Genomic DNA, 22731 nt, shown 5'->3' with positions numbered 1-22731 from the left:
GCGCCAATACTCCGCTGGAAGCTGTTTTCAAAGCGTCACGAGCACAGTCGTTCCTTCAGAACGGTGTTGGCGCAGGTTCGACCCGGTAGGTCAGAGCCCGCGCCAACCCTCATCAGCTCCGTTCTGCAGGCGTAAAACTTTGAAAGCAGCTTCTGTAAGGAATGCCGACAGCGCTGGCTTTGCGGCCCAAAAAGCCCCCGAGCGCATGCGTGCCGTTCATTTCTGGATGAGCGTCCCGTGGGACCACTGATGAGGGTAATAACTGTGCTTGAAGCCTACCGCAAACATATCGAAGAGCGTGCAGCACTGGGTATCGTTCCCCAGCCGCTTAACGCCGAACAAACCGCAGGCCTGGTCGAGCTGCTGAAAAATCCTCCGGCTGGCGAAGAAGAATTCCTCGTTGACCTGATCACCAACCGCATTCCACCAGGCGTTGACGAAGCCGCTTACGTCAAGGCCGGTTTCCTGTCTGCCCTGGCCAAGGGCGAAGCCACTTCCCCCCTGATCGACAAGAAACGCGCTGTTGAACTGCTCGGCACCATGCAAGGCGGCTACAACATCGTGACGTTGGTCGAGCTGCTGGACGACGCCGAACTGGCGCCCGTCGCGGCCGCCCAGCTCAAGCACACCCTGCTGATGTTCGATGCGTTCCACGACGTCGCCGAAAAAGCCCGCAACGGCAACGAACACGCCAAAGGCGTGATCCAGTCCTGGGCTGATGGCGAGTGGTTCCGCAACCGCCCTACCCTGGCCGACAAGATCAGCCTGCGCGTCTTCAAGGTCACCGGCGAAACCAACACCGACGACCTGTCGCCTGCGCCTGATGCCTGGTCCCGCCCTGACATCCCGCTGCACGCCCTGGCCATGCTGAAAATGGCCCGTGAAGGCATCGTGCCGGACGAGCAAGGCAAGACCGGCCCGATGAAGCAGATCGAAGAGATGCGCGGCCAAGGCTTCCCGATTGCCTACGTGGGCGACGTGGTCGGTACCGGTTCGTCGCGTAAATCGGCGACCAACTCGGTGCTGTGGTTCTTCGGCGACGACGTGCCGTACGTGCCGAACAAGCGTGCCGGCGGTTTCTGCTTCGGCAGCAAGATCGCTCCGATCTTCTACAACACCATGGAAGATGCTGGCGCACTGCCAATCGAATTCGACGTCACCAACATGAACATGGGCGACGTGATCGACCTGTACCCGCATGCTGGCAAAGTCTGCAAACACGGCACCGACGAAGTCCTGACCACCTTCGAAATGAAGACTCCGGTGCTGTTGGACGAAGTCCGCGCCGGCGGCCGTATCCCGCTGATCATCGGCCGTGGCCTGACCGACAAGGCCCGCGCCGAACTGGGCCTGGGCCCTACCGACCTGTTCAAGCTGCCTGAAGCGCCTGTCGACACCGGCAAAGGCTTCACCCTGGCACAGAAAATGGTCGGCAAGGCCTGCGGCCTGCCAGAAGGCAAAGGCGTTCGTCCAGGCACTTACTGCGAGCCGAAGATGACCACCGTGGGGTCCCAGGACACCACCGGCCCAATGACCCGTGACGAACTCAAAGACCTGGCGTGCCTGGGCTTCTCGACCGACCTGGTGATGCAGTCCTTCTGCCACACCGCGGCTTACCCGAAGCCGATCGACGTGACCACCCACCACACCCTGCCTGACTTCATCATGACCCGTGGCGGTGTATCGCTGCGTCCAGGCGACGGCATCATCCACAGCTGGCTGAACCGCATGCTGCTGCCGGACACCGTCGGTACCGGCGGTGACTCCCACACCCGTTTCCCGATGGGCATCTCGTTCCCGGCCGGTTCCGGTCTGGTCGCGTTCGCCGCAGCCACTGGCGTAATGCCACTGGACATGCCGGAATCGATCCTGGTGCGCTTCAAAGGCAAGATGAAACCTGGCATCACCCTGCGTGACCTGGTTCATGCCATTCCTTACTACGCGATCCAGGCTGGCCTGCTGACCGTAGAGAAGAAAGGCAAGAAGAACGCCTTCTCTGGCCGCATCCTGGAAATCGAAGGCCTGAACGACCTGACGCTGGAACAGGCTTTCGAGCTGTCCGACGCCTCGGCTGAACGTTCGGCTGCCGGTTGCACCATCAAGCTTTCCAAAGAGTCCGTCACCGAGTACCTGAACTCCAACATCACCCTGCTGCGCTGGATGATCGGCGAAGGCTACGGCGATGCACGCACCCTGGAACGTCGCGCCCAAGCGATGGAAGCCTGGGTTGCCAACCCGGAGTTGATGGAAGCCGATGCCGACGCCGAATACGCCGAAATCATCGAGATCGACCTGTCCCAAATCAACGAGCCGATCCTCTGCGCGCCAAACGACCCGGACGACGCCCGTCTGCTGTCCAGCGTGGCTGGCGAGAAGATCGACGAAGTGTTCATCGGTTCGTGCATGACCAACATCGGTCACTTCCGCGCTGCCGGTAAACTGCTGGAGCAGGTCAAGGGCCAGCTGCCAACCCGTCTGTGGCTGTCGCCGCCGACCAAGATGGACGCTCACCAACTGACCGAAGAAGGCTACTACGGCATCTACGGCAAGGCTGGCGCCCGCATGGAAATGCCAGGCTGCTCGCTGTGCATGGGTAACCAGGCACGCGTTGAGCCGAACTCCACCGTGGTGTCGACCTCGACCCGTAACTTCCCGAACCGCCTGGGTGATGGTGCCAACGTCTACCTGGCGTCGGCTGAGCTGGCGGCCGTGGCCTCTACCCTGGGTCGCCTGCCGACCGTCGAAGAGTACATGGGCTACGCGGCGAAACTGGACACCATGGCCAGTGACGTCTACCGCTACCTGAACTTCGACCAGATCGCTGAGTTCCGCAAGATCGCAGCAAGCGCCAACATCCCGGTGATTCAAGCCTAACGGTGTGTTGATGTGAAAAACGCCGCGTATCGCAAGGTACGCGGCGTTTTTTTATGCGTGGAACTAACCATTACTGCCAACACAAGACAAATGTGGGAGCTGCGGACCCTGTGGCGAGGGAGCTTGCTCCCGTGACGGCCTGACAGACGATGCTGATCTAACTGACGCACCGCGATCCAAATGTGGGAGCTGGCTTGCCTGCGAAGACGGCCTGCCAGCCGACACCTATCCACCTGCCCCCCCCCCACAATCCAAATGTGGGAGCGGGCTTGCTCGCGAAGGCGGCCTCACAGTCAACGCAGCTGGATTGTGTACATATCCATTGCTGCGGTAACGGCCACTTGGGGTTCCGCCCTGACGGCGGCTCACTTTTGAACAGCGCAAAAGTAAGCAAAACGCTCTTGCCCCACCACTCGGCACCTCGCTGGGGCTCGGTGTGCCCGTAATCCGCCAGTGATTTGGGGGGCCGCCGCCACGCGCCATCCATGGCGCGGGGCGGCTAAACCGGCATCCCTGCCGGTTTACCCCCCAAATCCCTGTCGAATTCCGGCCAGCGTGGTTTGACGGGGCCGGCGTTTTTCAAGGTAGTTGTCGCGTCCACCGTCGCGCTACGCGATTTTTATTACCACGGTCAGTTCCCTTTCAGGGTTCAGATACACCGTCCCGATAGGGTTCCAGTTGCGTGTCTCTCCTGACCATCGTTCCGGTCTTTTCTCTCTGGCCTGCCGGTATATCGCATCTCGACGAGCCAAGATTTCTCGGTCTTTTCCTTCATGACGTTGAGCCGGTGTTACGAAGCGGATCCGGCTATGACGGTGCACGGTGTTGTACCAGGTCATAAAATTCCTCACCCAGATACGCGCATCATCCAGGCTAGTAAACCCCGCCTGTGGCCACTGCGGGCAGTATTTCAGTGTCCTGAACAGTGATTCCGAGTACGGGTTGTCGTTGCTAACCCGTGGTCGACCGCGAGACGGCGTGATGCCCAGGTCATACATCTTGGTCAGTAACGTCACCGATTTCATCGGTGCACCGTTGTCCGAGTGAAGCACCAGCGGCTGGCGCCAACACTTCTCCTGAGTCACGCTTCGTTGCAGCAACGCTGCTGCCTTTTCCCCGCTCTCGGCTTCATAAACTTCCCAGCCCACGGCTTTTCGGCTGTAGATGTCTTCGATCAGATAGAGGTAGTAAAATTTCCCGCGAACCGGGGACGGCAAGTAGGTGATGTCCCATGACCACACCTGATTAGCTGAAGTCGCTGCGTAAGTGGTCGGTGCCTCATGGCGATGCGGTCGCTTGGCTCTAGATCGGTGATGCTGCTGACCTGCCGCATGCAGCACACGATAAAAAGTCGCCTCCGAGGCTACATATCTTCCTTCATCGGCCAATTGCGGCACGATCTGGCTTGGCGGGAGATGCGCATAGGCTTTGCTGTTGCACAGCGTCACGATGCCTTGCCGTTCAAGCTCACTGAGCGCGTTGTTCGGTATCGGCCTAAGCGTCGTCGTGCGTCCATCTGCCAAGAGTTCTTGCGGCAAGCTCCAGCGTTGCAGTGTCCTCAGTGAAATGCCTACCTCCTGACAAGCAGGCGCCCTGCGGGCGCCCGCCAGAATGGCTTCATTAAGCCAATCAACGAGTAAATACCGTTCTGGCAACAAGGTCAGGTGGCCTCGTCGTCGCTCCCCCAGTAGGCATTGAGCTTTTTTCGTAGTACCAGTAAGGCCGCTGTTTCAGCCAGGGCTGCATCTTTGCGGCGCAACTCACGTTCAAGTTCACGGATACGATTTTTATCATCCCGTGACTGTCCGGAGCTTGCAGTTTTCGCGGTTGACTGTTTCGTGCTGCCGGCGATAAAAGCGTTGCGCCAATCGGTTATTTGCTCGGGAAAAATACCTTTTCGTCGGCAGTACTCACCGATTTCCAGTTCCGATAGCGAACCTGTTTCTATGATGATCGCCAGCTTAGATTCGGCTGACCAATTTTCGGCCGGTTGCTTGGCATCGGACAATTGCGTTCCTCTGGCGGCAGCTTGTTTGCGCCAATAATGGAGAGACATATCGCTACAACCTTCGCGCCGAGCGACCTCCGCCGCCGAGAGGCTCAGGGGCGGAAGCATCATTTTCAGCAGCGCAGCTTTACGTTCTTCTGAATAGAAAGGCATGACCATACTCTTGCCGCCCCCGGAATGCTTTTCAAAAAGCGGGGGACACGACAACTACCCTGACACCGGGGGAGCGGCTCGCTTCGCATCGTGGTTACCGTCTGCTGCTACAGCCCACAAAGTTCAGTCAGATAGACCGCATCAGGGCTCAAGCAACCAGCGAATACACCAACGCCGTAATGGCAACCAAACCAACTGCCGTCACAAACACATTCGACGCCTGCCCACGGTACTTGGCCATGGCCGGCACCTTGCGGATGGCGTACATCGGCATCAGGAACAGAATCGACGCAATCACCGGCCCACCCAGGGTCTCGATCATGCCGAGGATGCTCGGGTTAAGCGTGGCGACGATCCAGCACACCACCAGCATGAAGGCTGCGGTCATGCGGTCCAGGGTCTTGGGCTCCGGACGGCGGCCAGTCTTGACCACCAGGCCCTTGAGGCCCTCGCTGGCACCGATGTAGTGGCCCAGGAAGGACTTGGCAATCGCCACAAACGCAATCAACGGTGCGGCAAAGGCAATCGTCGGGTTATCGAAGTGGTTAGCCAGATACGACAGGATCGACAGGTTCTGCGCTTTCGCTTCGGCCAACTGCGCGGGCGACAGGGTCAGCACGCAACTGAACACAAAGAACAGCACCATCGCCACCATCAGCAAGTGCGCGCGGGACAGGATCTGCGAACTGCGCTCCTCGGCGTGTGCGCCGTACTGGCGCTTCTGGTCAACCGCAAAGGCCGAGATGATCGGTGAATGGTTGAACGAGAACACCATCACTGGAATCGCCAGCCACAGCGTGTTAAGCAACGCCGAGGGGGCCGGCACTTCGCTCGCGGTGCTGAGAATGCCGCCATTCCAGTGCGGTACCAGGTACACGGCCAGGAACAGCAAGGCGACGATAAACGGATACACCATCAGGCTCATGGCCTTGACGATCACCTGCTCACCACAACGCACCACGGCCAGCAGCCCCAGGATCAACACAAACGCCAGGATCGCCCGAGGCGGCGGCAGGATATGCAACTGGTGCTCCATGAAGCTGCTGACGGTATTGGTCAGCGCCACGCTATAGATCAACAGGATCGGGAAGATCGCAAAGAAGTACAGCAAGGTGATCAATGCACCGGCCTTGATACCGAAATGCTCTTCAACCACGTCGGTGATGTCGGAACCTTCACGGCCGGACAGCACGAAACGGGTCAGCCCACGGTGGGCAAAGAACGTCATCGGGAAGGCCAGCAACGCCAGGATCACCAGCGGCCAGAAGCCCCCCAGGCCCGCGTTGATCGGCAAGAACAAAGTACCGGCGCCAATGGCGGTACCGAATAGCCCGAGCATCCAGGTAGTGTCCTGGCGGCTCCAGCTTGTGAGCGTTGCAGGTGTCGTTGCATAGCGTTCGTCGACGCTATTGGCCTGATCATTCATCCGGTCGGATCTCCGCATTCACACGGCCAGCACGAGTCAGAAAAACCTGACAGGCAGCGCCCTGGCCGAAACAAGGGCCGGATTGTCCGGGATTCTCTTGGAGAAGCAAAGACTTAGCTGAGCAATGGTTAGGCGGTGCAGCCGTTCAGAGGCCGCCCTGAGGGAGGATTTGGATGACTGAGGAGTCGTACGAAAAATAGCTCTTTCCCTTTAACGCACTCAACATACAAGAAGAGTCCGACAACAAGTTCAGAATTAACCTCCTTCAAAAACATATTATTACTCATACAACACCTCAACTGTTACAGAACCATACACAGCTATTGAGCGCGCACAAATCCACGAACTAATATTTTCACGCACCAACCAAAAAGACGATAACAACACTTAGTCAACGCTCAAGGAGTTTGACAATGCGAAGACTCACCCTTGCAGTTACCGGCCTGCTCTTTGCAGGCTTATTAGGCGCGCCTGCCACTTACGCCAAGCCTGTTGAACCCGAGGCGGATATACGTGCCCTGGCCTCCTCGCCCCAGTGGCTGACCACCAAAGTCTATATAGAGGGCGAGCCAGAAAACGACGTCAAGGCCCAGTACCCCGGCGTGGTGGGTATATCGATGTGGGACCCGCAGCGCAATCGTTATGAGTTCTTCTACACCGATACGGGGCGCTCGAAACACCCCGACGGCGGGGGCGGCTATTTCCTGGTCACTGGCGACAAACAGACCCACATCCTGGTGCCCGACCTTGGCCCGCACCGCACCATCGTCAGAAGGCTGGAAAAACTGGACAGCACCGAGTTCACGTATTCTCGCGAAGTCCCTCGCGACATGGCAGCGACCAACCCTCCCGTTAGAATTTACGTTGTACATGCCCCTTACACAGGGCCGATAAAGACTCACATGTCAAACTAGTTAAACACCTTCTTTATATCCAGCCATAAAAGCCAACAACAAACGAGGCACTTTATGATGAGTCCATATATTTCATTCAAATCGCTATTAATGCCTGCACTGCTGGCAGCCGTGCTGTTACCCAGCGCAACTACGGTACAGGCCAGCACGACACTGCCCACCAAAAACATCGCCGCCACGCCCGATAACACCGTCATGTTGACCGTGTTTCTTAAACACGACCAATCACGACCGCTCAGCGAATTGAAAGCCCAGCTGGCCAAGCAGGAATTTCACAAAGTCTTCCCGCCGGAAGGTGTCGAAGTCGTCAGCTGGAATATCACCATGGGCATCGGGCAAGTCATCGTGCTGCGTTTACCGGCGTCGCGCCTGGCTCAAGTCAACCTGGCCATCGAGAACACGGCGTGGGGTGTCTACAAGACAGAATTCTTCCCGACCTACGATTTCATGCCGATCGCGCAAAGAGAGCGAGCCCAGGCACGGCAAACGGGGACTGCGCAGTAGCTGGCGCACTCGCTAAGTGGCCGAGGTGCCCAGGTTTGGATTGCGCAGCTCGCTTTGTATGGCGTTCTGCGCAATAGCCAGTTTTTCTAACAATTCAGAGGTTTCGTGGGCCGTCAGCGCCATAAGTGGGAGGTCCCAGTCATAGTTCTTGATGACATTTATCCGAAAACCACCCGCCGCATCAAATTCTGGGTACCAACCCACATCCAGTAACAATCCCTCGGCGAACTCCACCTGGAGCATATCTTCCTTTAACAGATCGACCTGCTTGGCCACTGCAATATCCTGCAGGTGCGACAGATCGTCATGGGTGACTGTGCCACCGGTAAAGTTAAGCGAGATCAATTTGTTAACCTCCTGAATTCCTGTTCAGAAATCGGGTGACCATGAATAGCACCAGCGCTGAGCTCTATCCGCACCCAGCGGCTGAGTTTGCCATGGCTGGCCCCAATGCAGTGGGAGAACTCCATCACTTTCCAAGGTTTCCCATTGGTAGTGGGCGTTCCGTTTTTATAGGCCTCCCTTTCAAGCTTTTCAATAGCGATACCTGGCCTGTACTTGGCGGGGCCAATCAGCGTACTGGCGATCACTGTTCTCCAGGGAACCTGGGCCGAGGGGCAGTGTTTGTAACCATAGGGTGTCCATTCGATCTCTTCGGGTGCGGCAGGAACAGGCATCCATGTCGTCTCTGCTGGTGGGAAAGTCATTGAAGTCTTGCGCAAAAAAGCGGGCGCGGATGGACGGTATGTAAAATCAGACGGGCCTTACGGGCGGGGAAATTTTTCCACCGCAATAAAACGCTCTGTCTTACAAATCCCGCATACTCATGCTCTCAAACCCTTCAGGAAGAGCCTTGCGATGCCCACCACTGTTCTGGTCCTGGTTGAAACCATCAACGAATACCTGCAAATCATCGAAAGCAGTGACTTTCATGTGATCCTGGCGCCGACGCCCGCTGAACGCGCCCAGGCGATTAAGACCCATGGTGGGCAGATCCAGGCTGTGCTGACCCGTGGCCCGCTGGGGCTGTACGCCGAGGAAATCGCCGCGCTGCCCCTGCTGGAGATCATCTGCGTGATCGGTGCCGGCTACGAGCATGTGGACCTGCAGGCGGCGAGCAACCGTGGGATTGTGGTCACCAACGGCGCCGGCGTGAACGCCCCTTCGGTGGCCGATCACGCCATGGCATTGTTGCTGGCGCTGGTGCGTGGCATTCCCCAGACAGATACGGCGGTACGGCGCGGCGAATGGCCGAAGGTGATGCGCCCTTCCCTCAGCGGTAAACACCTGGGGATTGTCGGGCTGGGCGCGGTGGGCATGGAGATTGCCCGGCGCGCCGCCCTCGGGTTCGGCATGGAGGTGAGTTATCACAACCGCCAACCCCGCGATGACGTGGATTACACCTATTGTGCGACGGCCGTGGAGCTGGCGCGCACCTCGGACTTCCTGGTGCTGGCCACGCCCGGCGGTGCCAGCACTCGCCACCTGATCGACCGCCACGCCCTGGACGCCCTGGGGCCGCACGGCTTTCTGGTCAACATTGGGCGCGGCAGCGTGGTGGCGACCGCCGACCTGGTCGCCGCGCTGGAACAGCGACGCATCGGCGGCGCCGCGCTGGACGTGTTTGACGATGAACCCGCAGTGCCCGATGCCCTCAAGCGCCTGAGCAATACCGTGCTGACGTCACACGTGGCCGGGCTGTCCCCGGAAGCGGTCCATGACACGGTGCAGCGCGTCGCTGACAACCTGGTTGAATACTTTGCCGGCCGCCCCGTGCTTACACCGATAGCCTTGCCAGCGCCTGCAAAATGACCGATCAGGCACGCTGATCACGCTTCAACACGCTAACCTATTAAGCCGCCCCGACCTTGTCGCTGGGTGGCTGTGCGCATTAGATTAGGAAATAGTCCAAGGCCTTTAGAATAAGCAGAAGGGATAAGCATGGCGCTGAACGACCAATCGACCCAGATTCGCCCAGGCGAAGAACTTGATGCCAGCCTGATCGATCCCTACCTCAAGGCCCATATCCCGGGCTTGGATGGCACGCCCACCATCAGCCAGTTTCCGGGCGGTGCGTCGAACCTGACCTACTTGCTGGAATACCCCGGCCAGGAATTTGTGCTGCGTCGCCCGCCGTTTGGCCACAAGGCCAAGTCTGCCCACGACATGGGCCGCGAATACCGCATTCTCAACCAGCTTAAAGATGGCTTCCCGTACTGCCCCAAAGCCTACGTGCACTGCACCGATGAATCGGTGATCGGCGCCGAGTTCTATGTGATGGAGCGCGTCAACGGCATCATCCTGCGGTCCGACCTGCCGGCTGAACTGGGCCTGGACGCCACCCGCACCGAAGCCTTGTGCAAGAGCTTTATCGACAAATTCGTCGAGTTGCACCAGGTCGACTACACCGCCTGCGGCCTGGCCGACCTGGGCAAGCCCGAAGGCTATGTGGCGCGGCAGATTCGCGGCTGGGGCGAGCGCTATGAAAAAGCCCTGACGCCCGATGCGCCAAAGTGGGAGGCGGTACGCGCCTGGCTCAACGACAAGATGCCAGCCGATCACCCCACCTCCAGCATCGTGCACAACGATTACCGCTTCGACAACGTGATCCTCGACCCGCACAACCCGATGCAGATCATCGGCGTGCTGGACTGGGAGCTGACCACGCTGGGCGACCCGCTGATGGACCTGGGCAACACCCTCGCCTACTGGATCGAGGCCGCGGACCCGGCCCCGGTGCAACTGATGCGCCGCCAGCCGAGCAACGCCCCCGGCATGCTCACCCGCCGCCAGTTTGTCGACTACTACGCCGAGCGCTCCGGCATCCAGGTCGACAATTTCGATTTCTATTACACCTACGGCCTGTTCCGCCTGGCCGGGATTGTGCAGCAGATCTACTACCGCTTCTTCCATGGCCAGACCCAGGACAAACGCTTTGCGCAGTTCATTCACATGAACAAGCTGCTGGAGCAGATGAGCCTGAACGTCATCGGCAAATCTGCGCTCTGAGTGCAACTACAAGGAACCCTCATGTCCAAGACCAACCTGTTCGACCTCGACGGCAAGATTGCGTTTGTTTCCGGCGCTAGCCGTGGCATCGGTGAGGCCATCGCCAAGTTACTGGCCCAGCAAGGCGCCCATGTGATTGTCTCCAGCCGCAAGCTGGACGGCTGCCAGCACGTGGCTGATGCGATCATCGCCGACGGCGGCAAAGCCACGGCCATTGCCTGCCATATTGGTGAAATGGAGCAGATCACCCAGGTGTTCGCCGGCATTCGCGAACAGTTCGGCCGCCTGGATATCCTGGTCAACAACGCCGCCACCAACCCGCAGTTCTGCAACGTACTGGACACCGACCTCGGCGCGTTCCAGAAAACCGTCGACGTGAATATCCGTGGTTACTTCTTCATGTCGGTGGAAGCCGGCAAGCTGATGCGCGAGAACGGCGGCGGCAGCATCATCAACGTGGCCTCGATCAACGGCATCTCGCCGGGTGTGTTCCAGGGCATCTACTCGGTGACCAAGGCCGCCGTGATCAACATGACCAAAGTATTCGCCAAGGAATGTGCGGCCTTTGGCATCCGTTGCAATGCCCTGCTGCCGGGCCTGACCGATACCAAGTTCGCCTCGGCGCTGGTCAAGAACGATTCGATCCTGAAAGTTGCCCTGGCGCAAATCCCGCTCAAGCGCGTTGCCGCCCCCAGCGAAATGGCCGGCGCGGTGTTGTACCTGGCCAGTGACGCATCGAGCTACACCACGGGCGTTTCGCTCAACGTGGACGGTGGCTTCTTGTCCTGACCTCACCTGGGTTTTTTCAGATCGATTTGCGCGTAACCTTGGCGCAGATCGATCTGTCCCAGGATGAAACATGGAACTGCACCTCGTCATTACCGGCCGCAAGGACCTGGCTGCCCAGCTTTATCAGCAATTGCGCCAAGCCATCGCCACCGGGCGGCTGTCGGCGGGCGCGCAACTGCCCCCCAGCCGACTGCTCGCCGAACAACTGGGCATCTCGCGCAAGACGGTATCCGACACCTACGCCACCTTGACCTACGAAGGCCTGCTGATTGGCAAGATCGGCCGCGGCACCTTCGTCAACGCGTGGGCGCCACAACCCGATCGCGTGCAAACCGCCACCGACCTGGCGTGCGCCGCCAACCTGGGCAAATGGGCGGCATTGCCCTCGCCCATGGGCCACCCCGCCCGTGAAGACATCCTGCGCTACGAATTTATCGGCGGCGCGACCACACGCCACCACTTCCCCCAGGACGAATGGCGGCGTTGCACCCAGGATGCGTTGCGTCGTATCGCCCAGAACAGTGGTTTTTACAGCCAGCCAGAAGGCGTGCCCGCCCTGCGCGAAGCCATCGCCGGGCATATCGCGTTTTCTCGCGGGGTCAAATGCGGGGCCGGCGATATCGTGGTCACCAACGGCGCACAGCAGGCGCTGGACCTGATTGCCCGCGTGGTGCTTGAGCCCGGCAGCCTGGTCGCGATGGAAGACCCAGGCTACAGCCCCGCACGCCAATTGTTCGTCGCGATGGGCGCCAATGTTGCCAGTGTGGCCGTCGACAAAGAAGGCCTGCAGGTCGACCAGATCCCGGATGGCACCCGCTTGATCTATGTGACGCCGTCCCACCAATTCCCCCTTGGCATGCCCATGAGCCAGGCGCGGCGCGAGGCCCTGCTGGACCGCGCCATTGCGCTCGGCGCGATCATCATTGAAGACGATTACGACAGCGAATTCCGCTAAGAAGGCCGCCCCACTGACTCCCTGCAAAGCATGGATACCCGAGGCGTGGTTACCTACGTCGGCACCTTCTCCAAAACCCTGTCGCCGGAGTTACGCCTGGGCTATGCGGTGCTGCCGCCGGCCATCTACGGTGCGGTGCTCAAGGCCAAGAAATTGACCGACCAGCACAGCGCTACCTTGCCGCAGTGGGCACTGGCCAAGTTCATCAGTGAAGGTTACCTGCTCAAGCATATTCGTCGCTGTCACAGCCTCTATGCGGGGCGTCGCGAACGCATACTCCAGCGTCTGGCGGGCGATCTGTCGCCGTGGTTCGAGGCAGTACCGACGGTGGCGGGCTTTCACCTGGCGGCACTGTGCAAGGTGCCGGTGAATATTCCCTTACTGATGGAACGGGCGCGTGAGGTCGAGGTGGGGTTGTACCCCCTGGATGTGTTCTTTCACGACCTACCGGTGCGCTCGGGGCTGATTCTGGGGTTCGGCGCCATCGAGACCCTGGACATTGACCCGGCGCTGGACAAGGTTCGCGATATTCTCTTGCAGATTGGCTAGGCGGTTTTCCGGCGCATTGGTCATTGGTGGCGGGCCCTCTGCGGCGTAGGGTGAAGCGGTCTTGAACTCGATGGAACCCTCATCATGAAACGCTTGTTCGCTGCCACACTGATGCTCGCCTCCCTCAATGCATTTGCCCACGACCCGGTCTACAACCAGGAAACGCTCAAGGTGCTGCAAGAGCACGCCTTGACCAACGTGCCGGGCAAGAAAACCATCATGCTCACCGTGGACTACGCCCCCGGCCAAGCCACCGTGCCCCACAGCCACACCGGCACCGCCGTGGCGTATGTGCTCGAAGGCCAGATCACCTCGCGGGTCAATGATGAAAAGGCGATTACCTACAAAGCCGGGCAATCGTTCTACGAACCGGCCGGCTCGCGGCATTTTGAGTCGAGCAATGCCAGCCAGACCCAACCGGCCAAACTGCTGGTGGTGATGGTGCTGGATGACAAGGCTGAGGTACTCACCCCGCTTCCCAAATAATCAGCAACACCACAAACCCCCTGTGGGAGCTGGCTTGTGTGGGAGCGGGCTTGCTCGCGAATGCGGTATGCCAGTCACAGATGTGCTGCCTGAGCTACCGCTTTCGCGAGCAAGCCCGCTCCCACAGTTTTACTCTGCTCTGCCAGTGATTCAGGGGCGTTTGAACTGGCGCCGTAGGTGTTCAATGCGCGTGCGGCACTCGCACCCCTCCAAGTGGTCATTGACCATCCCCATCGCCTGCATCAACGCATACATCGTGGTCGGGCCGACAAAGGTCCAGCCGCGCTTCTTCAAGGCTTTGGATAACCGTAACGAAGCGGGTGACGTTGGATTGGCCGTCCAGTAAGCCATATCCACCACTGCCGGCCGCTCTTCTGCGCAGGGCTCAAACGCCCACAGCCAGCGCGCCAGCGAGCCGGTCTCCTCCACCAGTTCACAGGCCCGGCGTGCATTGTTGATGGCCGAGACGATCTTCGCCCGGTTGCGCACAATGCCCGGGGCGCTCATCAACCGCTCGATGTCCGCCTCGCCGTACTGCGCCACCCGGCAAAAATCAAAGCCCTCGAACGCCTGGCGAAAGTTTTCGCGCTTGCGCAGGATGGTGATCCACGCCATCCCCGCCTGAAAACCCTCCAGGCAGATCTTCTCGTACAGCGCGATGTCATCCGCCACCGGCACGCCCCACTCGTGGTCGTGGTAATGCAGGTACGCAGGCGCTGCGGTGCGCCAAGCGCAATACACGCGCCCTGCTTGGTCGGTTGTCAGCCCTGATTGGTCCATCCGTCACCTCGTATGCCGAAGGCGATGATACGCAAAAAAAATTAATCCCCGCCAACCGCTCAAGCATCGTGCTTACCGACCAACTGGTCAGACCGGGACCTGCCAACCGCCAAATATTTGCTTGTGATTTGAAAAAAACCGAGCGTAGACTGGCCCCGCACTGGACTTACCGGTAAGACCACAACAATTAAGCCCTGGAACCACCAGGGCACCGAATAGAGATCCCTCCCATGCTCAGATGGTGCTCGCGTTCGATTTTCCTGCAAGTCGTGATTGGCCTGATGCTCGGCATCGCCTGCGGCCTGGCCCTTCCCGAATTCTCCTCGCAACTCAAACCCTTGGGTGACGGCTTTATCAAGCTGATCAAAATGCTGATTGGCCTGATCGTGTTCTGCGTGGTGGTCAGCGGTATTTCCGGCGCGGGCGACTTGAAGAAGGTCGGGCGCATCGGCCTCAAGTCGGTGATCTATTTTGAAATGCTGACCACCGTCGCCCTGGTGCTCGGCCTGATCATGGCCTTCAGCACCGGCATTGGCAGCGGCGCCAATATTCACCTGGAGCAACTCTCTTCCGCCGGTTTGAATGAACTGGCCGACAAGGGCCAGCACATCCGCGGCACCAGCCAGTTCCTGATGGAATTGATCCCCAATTCGGTGGTCGGCGCCTTTGCCGATAACAACGTGCTGCAAGTGCTGTTGTTCTCGGTGCTGTTCGGCAGCGCGCTGAACCTGGTGGGCGAAGCGGCCAGCGGCATCTCGCGGCTGATCAACGAATTGAGCCATGTGATCTTCCGCATCATGGGCATGATCGTGCGCCTGGCGCCGATTGGCGTATTCGGTGCCATCGCCTTCACCACCAGCACCTATGGCCTGGACTCGCTGCAACACCTGGGCAGCCTGGTGGGGCTTTTCTACCTGACCTGCTTTGCCTTCGTGGCGGTGATCCTCGGGCTGGTGATGCGCCTGTCGGGCCTGCGGATATTGCCGCTGCTCAAGTACCTGCGTGAAGAACTGCTGATCGTGATGGGCACCGCGTCGTCCGACGCGGTGTTGCCGCAGATCATGCGCAAACTGGAGCACCTGGGCATTGGCAGCTCCACCGTGGGCCTGGTGATTCCCACCGGTTACTCGTTCAACCTCGACGGTTTTTCCATCTACCTGACACTGGCTATCGTGTTTATCGCCAACGCCACCGGCACACCGCTGTCGATGACCGACTTGCTGACCATCCTCCTGGTATCGTTGATCACCTCCAAGGGCGCCCATGGCATTCCAGGCTCGGCATTGGTGATTCTGGCGGCAACGCTCACGGCGATCCCGGCGATTCCGGTGGTCGGCCTGGTGTTGGTGCTGGCGGTGGACTGGTTCATGGGCATCGGTCGCGCGCTGACCAACCTGATCGGCAACTGCGTGGCCACCGTGGCAATTGCGCGCTGGGAAAAAGACATTGATATCCAGCGCGCCAACAAGGTGCTCGACGGCCAGCAAGGCTATGCCTTCCAGGCCAAGAAGCCGGTGCTGCCGGCGCATCAGGAGTTCTAGGACAACACCCATCCAATGTGGGAGCTGGCTTGCCTGCGATAGCGGTGGGTCAGCGTCAAATGTAGTGCCTGACACTCAGTCATCGCAGGCAAGCCAGCTCCCACATTGGACCTTCGCCAGACTGAATACTGTATGAGCAACATCAAGGAGCCTTCGACGTGATCAGCACCTCAACCGTCGTCAATTCAGTGGTAGAAAAACTGCGCGCCGCCTTGGCGCGAGGCCAGTGGCGCCGCGGTGAAATGCTGCCTGGCCAGCGTGAACTGGCCGAACAGCTGGGCATCAGTCGCCCGAGCCTGCGCGAGGCGGTGATCGTGCTGGAGACCCTCGGCCTGGTGCGCTCCATGCCGGGCAAAGGCGTGGTCGTGCTGGAAACCAGCGTCAGCGAGCCGCAATCGAGCGACGCCGTGGCCGATGCCAGCCTCGAGGATATCCTGCAACTGCGCTACACCCTCGAACCTTTCATCGTCGGCCTGGTGGCCCAGTCCATCAGCAGCAAGGAAATCGGCCAACTGCGCCTGACCCTGATGGACATGCGCGAGGCTCTCGATGCAGGCGATGCCGAAGCCGGCATGAACGCCTATATCGACTTCCATGAAGAGCTGTTCGCCCTGACTTCCAACCCGATCTTTCAGAACGTGGTGCAGCAAACCAGCACCGCGCTCAAACAAAGCGCCCAGGTGTTGCGCAACTCGCCAGAACACCTGGCCGAACGCCTGCAAGAAAACGAAGCCGTGGTACGCGCTATCCGCAACAAGAACAGCGCCCTGGCCAGTGCCGAAATGCGCCGGCACATCCTGCAGGAAGGCCTGCGCATGGGCATTCGCTTGAATATCCCGGACGACCATCTGGGCAGTTGATTTTCGGAGACCGGCCATGAACGCTCACGCCCTGCAACGCAATTGCACCCTCACGTCCTTACGCTGGACGCCCGAAAAAAAGCCCTCGGTGGACGACATCTATCCACGCTTGTTCGACGCCATCCTTGAGCAACGCATTGCGCCCGCCAGCCGCTTCACCGAAGAAGGCCTGGGCGAGCTCTTTGGCGTGAGCCGCAGCGTAATTCGCCGGGTGCTGGCCAAGCTGTCCCATCAGCAAGTGGTCATCCTGCGCCCCAACCAGCGCGCCCAGGTCGCCGCGCCGGATGCCCAGCACACACGGCAGATCCTGGAAGCCCGGCGCCTCACCGAAATCACCGTGGTGCAACTGGCCTGCGCCCAGGCCACCGCGATGCAGATTCGCCAACTGCGCGAGCTGATTGCCCAGGAGCGCGACGCCATTGAGCGTGATCAGCGGGGGCCGGCGATCCGGTTTTCCGGAGAGTTTCATCTGCAACTGGCGCACATGGCCGGCAATGCGCCACTGGCCCAGTTTCTCAACAGCCTGGTGCCGTTAACGTCGTTGATCATTGCGCAATTTGAAGCCAAGGCCTGCACCTATTGCGCGTGGCAGGAGCATGTGGCGATTGTGGATGCCGTGGAACAGCGCGACGCTCACACGGCCGTCGCCCTGATGACCCAGCATCTGGATCACCTGGAAACCCGACTACTCAAACACCACTGACTTCAAGTGAGTAAAGTTAAAACTGTGGGAGCTGGCTTGCCTGCGATAGCGGTGTACCAGTGACCAAATTATTAACTGACCCGCCGCTATCGCAGGCAAGCCAGCTCCCACATTGATCGCATTTCAGATCAAACAAAAAGCCCCCGCATCTCACGATGCGGGGGCTTTTGGTTTAGCGAGGCATCAAGCCGGTTGCAACACCGACTGACCACTCAACGCCAGGTCCAGCAACTCACGGTTGGCCACCGCGTACATGGCGTAGTCCGTGCCCACTGCAGCACGAATTTCCACCATCATGGCGCGCCAGCGATCCGCCATGTCCTGGTGCTGCTCAAGCCACAGGGCCACGCGGGCTTCCATGTCTTGTGGCGCATCGGCCATTTGCAGGACCGAGATGGTGATCGCCCGTTGCTGCCAGTCCACGTCATCGCGGAAGGCTTCGCGGGCCTGGGCCTGCCAGTTGTTGGCAACCGGCAGATCACTGATCTGCTGCAGGTACCACGGCAGGTCCAGGGCGCTGCCGACGGCGAAGTAGGCCTTGGCCACTTCGGCGGCGTCATGCCCGGTCACGTCGGCGGCTTCGATGATCGGCAGCAAGGTGTACAGGTGGGTAGTGCCTGCAACCATGCGTGCCAACAACTCCGGTACGCCGGCCTGGGTGTAGGCCTGGTAGCGGTTCTGCCAGCCTTCGCGGGTCGGGCCTTCCAGCAGTTCGTCGAGCTTGAGGCCTAGCGCCGCCAGGTGCGGACCGAAGTGCGCGGTGTCACGCCCGGCGTCTTGCTCGTTGCGACGGCTGCGCAGGAACCAGCGCGTAGCGCGACGGCCCAGGCGCATCAGTTCATCCATCAGCTCCAGTTGCACGTCAGCGGAAACCTGATGGTCCAGGGCTTCAATCTGACGGAACCAGTGCGGGAGATGGAAGATGTCCCGCACGATCACATACGCGCCCGCCACGTTCGCCGGGCTCATGCCGGTCGACTCTTTGAGTCGTTGAACGAAGGTGATGCCCATGTGGTTGACCAGGTCGTTGGCGATCTGGGTGCTGACGATCTCGCGCTTCAGACGGTGGCGACGCATGGCTTCCCCGAACTTGGCCACCAGGCTCGGTGGGAACGCGGTCTCCATGTCACGGGTCAGGTACTCGTCATCCGGTACCAGCGACTTGAGCAACGCTTCCTTGAGGTCGATCTTGCTGTAGGAAATCAGCACCGACAGTTCCGGACGGGTCAGGCCCTTACCGCTGGAGGCGCGCTCGGTGAGCTGCTCTTCGGTGGGCAAGTACTCGATGGCACGGTCCAGCTTGCCACGGCCTTCCAGGTCGCTCATCAGGCGCTTGTACTCGGCAGCACGCTCGTAAGCCTTGCGCGCGGCCAGGGACAGGGCCTGGGTCTGCTTGTAGTTGTTGCCCAACACCAGGTTGCCGACTTCGTCGGTCATGCTCGCCAGCAGCTGGTTGCGCTGCTTGTCGGTCATGTCACCGGCCTGCACCACTTCGTTGAGCAGGATCTTGATGTTCACTTCGTGGTCGGAGCAATCCACGCCACCGGCGTTGTCGATGAAGTCGGTGTTGGAGCCGCCGCCATTGAGGCCGAATTCCACACGCCCCAGCTGGGTCATGCCGAGGTTACCGCCCTCGCCCACTACCTTGCAGCGCAGCTCGTTGCCGTTGACGCGCAACGCGTCGTTGGCCTTGTCGCCCACATCGGCATGGCTCTCGGTGCTGGCCTTGACGTAAGTACCGATACCACCGTTCCACAACAGGTCCACCGGCGCCTTGAGCAAGGCGTTGAGCAGTTCGGTCGGGGTCAGCTTGTCAGCCTGGATGTCGAAGCGTTCTTTCATCTGTGGCGAGATGGCAATGCTTTTCGCGCTGCGCGAGAAGATACCGCCGCCTTCGGACATGATGCTGGTGTCGTAGTCGGTCCAGGCCGAACGCGGCAGTTCGAACAAACGCTTGCGCTCGACGAAGCTGGTGGCCGGGTTCGGGTTCGGGTCGATGAAGATATGCAGGTGGTTGAACGCTGCGACCAGTTGCAGTTTGTCCGACATCAACAAACCGTTACCGAACACGTCACCGGCCATATCGCCGACGCCCACCACGGTGATGCTGTCTTCCTGCACGTTGATGCCGCGCTCACGGAAGTGACGCTGCACACCCACCCACGCGCCCTTGGCGGTGATGCCCATTTTCTTGTGGTCGTAACCGGCCGAACCACCGGAAGCGAACGCATCGCCCAGCCAGAAGCCGTAGTCGATGGCAATGCCGTTGGCGATGTCGGAGAAGGTCGCAGTGCCCTTGTCCGCCGCCACCACCAGGTACGGGTCATCGTCGTCATGGCGCACGACGTTGGCCGGCGGCACCAGGGCGCCGTCTTTCAGGTTGTCGGTGATGTCCAACAGGCCGGAGATGAAGATGCGGTAGCAGGCGATGCCTTCGGCCGCGATCTCGTCCCGGCTGCCGCCCAATGGCAGGCGACGCGGCAGGAAGCCACCCTTGGCGCCTACCGGCACGATCACCGAGTTCTTCACTTGCTGGGCTTTTACCAGGCCAAGTACTTCGGTGCGGAAGTCTTCTTCACGGTCGGACCAACGCAGGCCGCCACGGGCCACGTTACCAAAGCGCAGGTGCACGCCTTCGACCCGTGGCGAGTACACGAAGATTTCAAACTTCGGCACGGGCTTGGGCAGCTCAGGGATGGCACGCGGATCGAACTTGAAGCTGAAGTACGACTTGTTCTGGCCGTTGGCATCGGTCTGGTAGAAGTTGGTGCGCAGGGTGGCCTTGATCAGGTCCAGGTAGCGACGCAGGATGCGGTCTTCGTTGAGCACCTGGACGTCGTCCAGGGCGCTGAGGATCGCTTGCTCCAGGCGTTGCTGCTTGTCTTCCAGGTCGTCGGCAGTGAGCTTGCGCGCCAAGTAGAAACGGGTCTTGAACAACCGGGTCAACTCGCGGGCGATGTCGGTGTGGTTGTTCAGGGTGCTGGCGATGTAACCCAGGTCGAAGCCCAGGCGAATCTGCTTCAGGTAACGGGCATAGGCACGCAGCAGCGCCACGTCGCGCCATGGCAGGCCGGCGGTGAGGACCAGGCGGTTGAACGCATCGTTCTCGGCATCGCCATGCACGATGTGCACGAACGCATCCTGCAGGGTGTCGTTGAGTTGCTGGATATCCAGGTTCACGCCTTCGGCGGCGATGAACGCAAAGTCATGGATCCAGAACTCACGGCCATTGGCGTGACGCAGGCGATACGGGAACTCGCCCAGCACACGCAGGCCGAGGTTTTCCAGGATTGGCAGCACGTCGGACAGCGCCAGCGGCGTATCGGCGTGGTAGAGCTTGCAATGCAGCTCGCGCTGGCCGGAAACCTGGCCCAGCGGCTGATAGAAGCTCATCACCAGTGGGTTGGCTTCGGTCAGGCTGTTGAGGTGCTGCATGTCGACCACAGCCGAATGCGCGGCGAAACGCTCGCGGTAGCCAGCCGGGAAGCCTTTGGGGAAATCCGCCAGCACGTTGGTGCCCTGGGCTTCGCCGAAGCTTTCCACTACCAGGCTGGCGTAGTCGTCCTGCCAGCTGCGGCAGGCCTGCACCACTTCTTTTTCCAGTTGCAGCGGGTCGATGTCCAGGCGGTTCTTGGGGTCAACCCGCAGAATCAGTTGCACACGGGCCAGCACGGACTCGGAGAAGAAGGTCCAGAACTCGCAGTCCGAAGCCTTCAGACGGTCCATCAGCACTTGCTGGATCTTCTGGCGCACTTCGGTGGAATAGATGTCGCGTGGCACGTAGGCCAGGCAGTAGCAGAAACGACCGTACGGGTCTTTGCGCAGGAACACGCGGATCTTGTTGCGCTCCTGGATCTGCACAATCGACATCACGGTGCTGAACAGCTCGTCGACCGGGGTCTGGAACAGGTCGTCACGGGGCAATACTTCAACCACTTGGGCAAGCTCTTTACCCAGGTGCGCCTTGGCCTGGAAGCCCGAACGACGTTCGATTTCCGCGACCTTGCGACGGATATAAGGGATCACCCGCACGCTTTCGCCGTACACCGAAGAGGTATACAGGCCCATGAAACGGTGTTCCTTGATGACCTTGCCGTCGGCGCTGATCTCGCGAATCGACACATAGTCCGGGTAAGCCGGGCGGTGCACGCGGCTTGGGTGGGCGGCCTTGGCGAACGACAGTACGGTCGGCTCACGCAAGTAGGCCACGGCGTAGTCTTCGATGCGCAGGTCTTCGGCAGTGAGGCCGGCACGCAGCAGCTTGGTCAGACCGAGGAAGGAGCTGGCGTCATATTCGATATGACCGCCGTCCGCCTCGTCACGTACCACAAACTCTTCGTAGCCCAGGAAGGTGAAGTGGTTGCCCACCAGCCATTCGAGGAAGTTCTTGATCTCGGCTTTTTCTTCGCCGTCGATGGCGAACGCACTGGCGTCGATACCGGCCAGCAGGTCCTGGACCTTGGCTTTCATCGGTTCGAAATCGGCCACGGCCACGCGCACTTCGCCCAGCACCTGCTCAAGCTCCTTGCTCAGCACGTTCAGTTCGGCGGCATTGGCGCAGCGGTCGATCTCCAGGTACATCAGCGATTCTTGCAGGATGCCTTCGCCCTGGGTGCCCTTGGGCAGGATTTCCAGCAGCTCGCCCTTGCTGCCACGACGCACGCTGAGCACGGTGGTTTGCAGGGTATGGATGCTGTAGCCACGGCGGTTCAGCTCGGTGCGTACCGAGTCCACCAGAAAGGGCAGGTCATGGTGCAGCACTTCGACCGCGGTGTGGGTCGACTGCCAGCCATGACGTTCGTAATCGGGGTTGTAGACCCGCACTTGCGGTTGGGTGTGATCAAAGCGCTCAAGCAGGCGCCAGGCAGACAGGGTGCAACCGGCCAGGTCGGAAAGGCGACGCTGGGTCAGTTCGTCCAGGGAAATGATGCCGAAAAATTGTTCAGCGAACAGCGCCACTTGTGGCAGTGCCTGTTCACTGAGGTGCTGCGCCAGTGCCGCTTGCAGTTGATGCTGGAAGTCGGCCTTGCTGGCTGCGGTGAAGAACGCCATCTGTGGTACTCCGCTTGGGCTTGTTATTGATGAAAGCGTCGCGTGTTGTCCCCTTGCGGGGAGACCGTCAGCTCTGTTCGCTGGTGTGCTGACAAGCACCATAAACGAATCAGGGCGACAGGTGGGTG

At 60.0% G+C, this 22731-nt stretch carries 16 protein-coding genes and 1 pseudogene; 11 read left to right on the top strand and 6 right to left on the bottom strand.

Annotated features, from left to right (window positions below; all coding sequences use genetic code 11):
- Positions 1-264 precede the first annotated feature (264 nt).
- A complete protein-coding gene (acnB, locus tag N2A98_RS11400) occupies positions 265-2874 on the top strand; it encodes a bifunctional aconitate hydratase 2/2-methylisocitrate dehydratase (protein ID WP_044273442.1) in 2610 nt (869 codons plus the stop codon).
- 608 nt (positions 2875-3482) lie between these two features.
- Here acnB and N2A98_RS11395 read toward each other — a convergent pair.
- A protein-coding gene (locus N2A98_RS11395) for an IS3 family transposase (protein ID WP_193791350.1) occupies positions 3483-5035 on the bottom strand; the annotation gives its coding sequence in 2 pieces (ribosomal slippage) (positions 3483-4573 and positions 4573-5035; 1554 coding nt in all).
- Positions 5036-5183: 148 nt separating this feature from the next.
- The gene (locus N2A98_RS11390) at positions 5184-6461 is read right to left on the bottom strand and encodes a serine/threonine transporter (RefSeq protein WP_044273440.1); all 1278 of its coding nucleotides are present in this window, start codon (positions 6459-6461) and stop codon (positions 5184-5186) included.
- A 413-nt stretch (positions 6462-6874) separates the two neighbouring features.
- Here N2A98_RS11390 and N2A98_RS11385 point away from each other — a divergent pair, with 413 nt between their 5' ends.
- Entirely contained in the window at positions 6875-7375 is a 501-nt protein-coding gene (locus N2A98_RS11385; protein WP_275623444.1) for a DUF4822 domain-containing protein, read from the top strand.
- A 90-nt stretch (positions 7376-7465) separates the two neighbouring features.
- Complete coding sequence (locus N2A98_RS11380) at positions 7466-7879, top strand: hypothetical protein (protein ID WP_078803002.1); 414 nt, start codon at positions 7466-7468, stop codon at positions 7877-7879.
- Between the two features lie 12 nt (positions 7880-7891).
- Here N2A98_RS11380 and N2A98_RS11375 read toward each other — a convergent pair whose 3' ends face one another.
- Positions 7892-8224 (bottom strand): hypothetical protein, encoded by a 333-nt coding sequence (locus N2A98_RS11375; RefSeq protein WP_032892123.1) that lies wholly within the window; start codon positions 8222-8224, stop codon positions 7892-7894.
- A complete protein-coding gene (locus tag N2A98_RS11370; RefSeq protein WP_125969948.1) occupies positions 8221-8556 on the bottom strand; it encodes a hypothetical protein in 336 nt (111 codons plus the stop codon). Before N2A98_RS11370 ends, N2A98_RS11375 begins: the two co-directional genes overlap by 4 nt.
- Positions 8557-8737: 181 nt before the next feature.
- On the opposite strand from N2A98_RS11370, the gene N2A98_RS11365 reads away from it, so the two are divergent.
- From N2A98_RS11365 to N2A98_RS11345, 5 genes and pseudogenes are all read left to right on the top strand, one after another.
- Entirely contained in the window at positions 8738-9691 is a 954-nt protein-coding gene (locus N2A98_RS11365; protein ID WP_275623443.1) for a 2-hydroxyacid dehydrogenase, read from the top strand.
- A 129-nt stretch (positions 9692-9820) separates the two neighbouring features.
- Entirely contained in the window at positions 9821-10888 is a 1068-nt protein-coding gene (locus tag N2A98_RS11360; RefSeq protein WP_044273438.1) for a phosphotransferase family protein, read from the top strand.
- A 21-nt stretch (positions 10889-10909) separates the two neighbouring features.
- On the top strand, positions 10910-11677 hold the full coding sequence (locus tag N2A98_RS11355) for an SDR family oxidoreductase (protein WP_275623442.1): 768 nt from the start codon (positions 10910-10912) through the stop codon (positions 11675-11677).
- Between the two features lie 70 nt (positions 11678-11747).
- Positions 11748-13181, top strand: a pseudogene (locus N2A98_RS11350) (PLP-dependent aminotransferase family protein).
- 84 nt (positions 13182-13265) lie between these two features.
- A complete protein-coding gene (locus N2A98_RS11345; RefSeq protein ID WP_044273435.1) occupies positions 13266-13667 on the top strand; it encodes a cupin domain-containing protein in 402 nt (133 codons plus the stop codon).
- A gap of 150 nt (positions 13668-13817) precedes the next feature.
- Here N2A98_RS11345 and N2A98_RS11340 read toward each other — a convergent pair whose 3' ends face one another.
- The gene (locus N2A98_RS11340; RefSeq protein WP_275623441.1) at positions 13818-14447 is read right to left on the bottom strand and encodes a DNA-3-methyladenine glycosylase I; all 630 of its coding nucleotides are present in this window, start codon (positions 14445-14447) and stop codon (positions 13818-13820) included.
- 215 nt (positions 14448-14662) lie between these two features.
- Here N2A98_RS11340 and N2A98_RS11335 point away from each other — a divergent pair, with 215 nt between their 5' ends.
- The 3 genes from N2A98_RS11335 (at position 14663) to N2A98_RS11325 (ending at position 17551) form a co-directional block, all read left to right on the top strand.
- Complete coding sequence (locus tag N2A98_RS11335; RefSeq protein ID WP_275623604.1) at positions 14663-15988, top strand: C4-dicarboxylate transporter DctA; 1326 nt, start codon at positions 14663-14665, stop codon at positions 15986-15988.
- A gap of 158 nt (positions 15989-16146) precedes the next feature.
- Positions 16147-16848 (top strand): FadR/GntR family transcriptional regulator, encoded by a 702-nt coding sequence (locus N2A98_RS11330; RefSeq protein WP_014718317.1) that lies wholly within the window; start codon positions 16147-16149, stop codon positions 16846-16848.
- Between the two features lie 16 nt (positions 16849-16864).
- The gene (locus tag N2A98_RS11325; protein WP_003190805.1) at positions 16865-17551 is read left to right on the top strand and encodes a GntR family transcriptional regulator; all 687 of its coding nucleotides are present in this window, start codon (positions 16865-16867) and stop codon (positions 17549-17551) included.
- A 183-nt stretch (positions 17552-17734) separates the two neighbouring features.
- On the opposite strand, the gene N2A98_RS11320 is transcribed toward N2A98_RS11325, so the two are convergent.
- Positions 17735-22603 carry an NAD-glutamate dehydrogenase gene (locus N2A98_RS11320; RefSeq protein ID WP_032892132.1) on the bottom strand — a complete coding sequence of 1623 codons (4869 nt, stop codon included), beginning with the start codon at positions 22601-22603 and terminating at the stop codon, positions 17735-17737.
- Positions 22604-22731: the final 128 nt, after the last annotated feature.

Source organism: Pseudomonas sp. FJ2-5-13 (genome assembly GCF_029201605.1).
Lineage (GTDB): Bacteria > Pseudomonadota > Gammaproteobacteria > Pseudomonadales > Pseudomonadaceae > Aquipseudomonas > Aquipseudomonas lactis.
The sequence above is the reverse complement of the archived record's forward strand: the minus strand, read 5'-3'. Positions and strand labels throughout refer to the sequence as shown.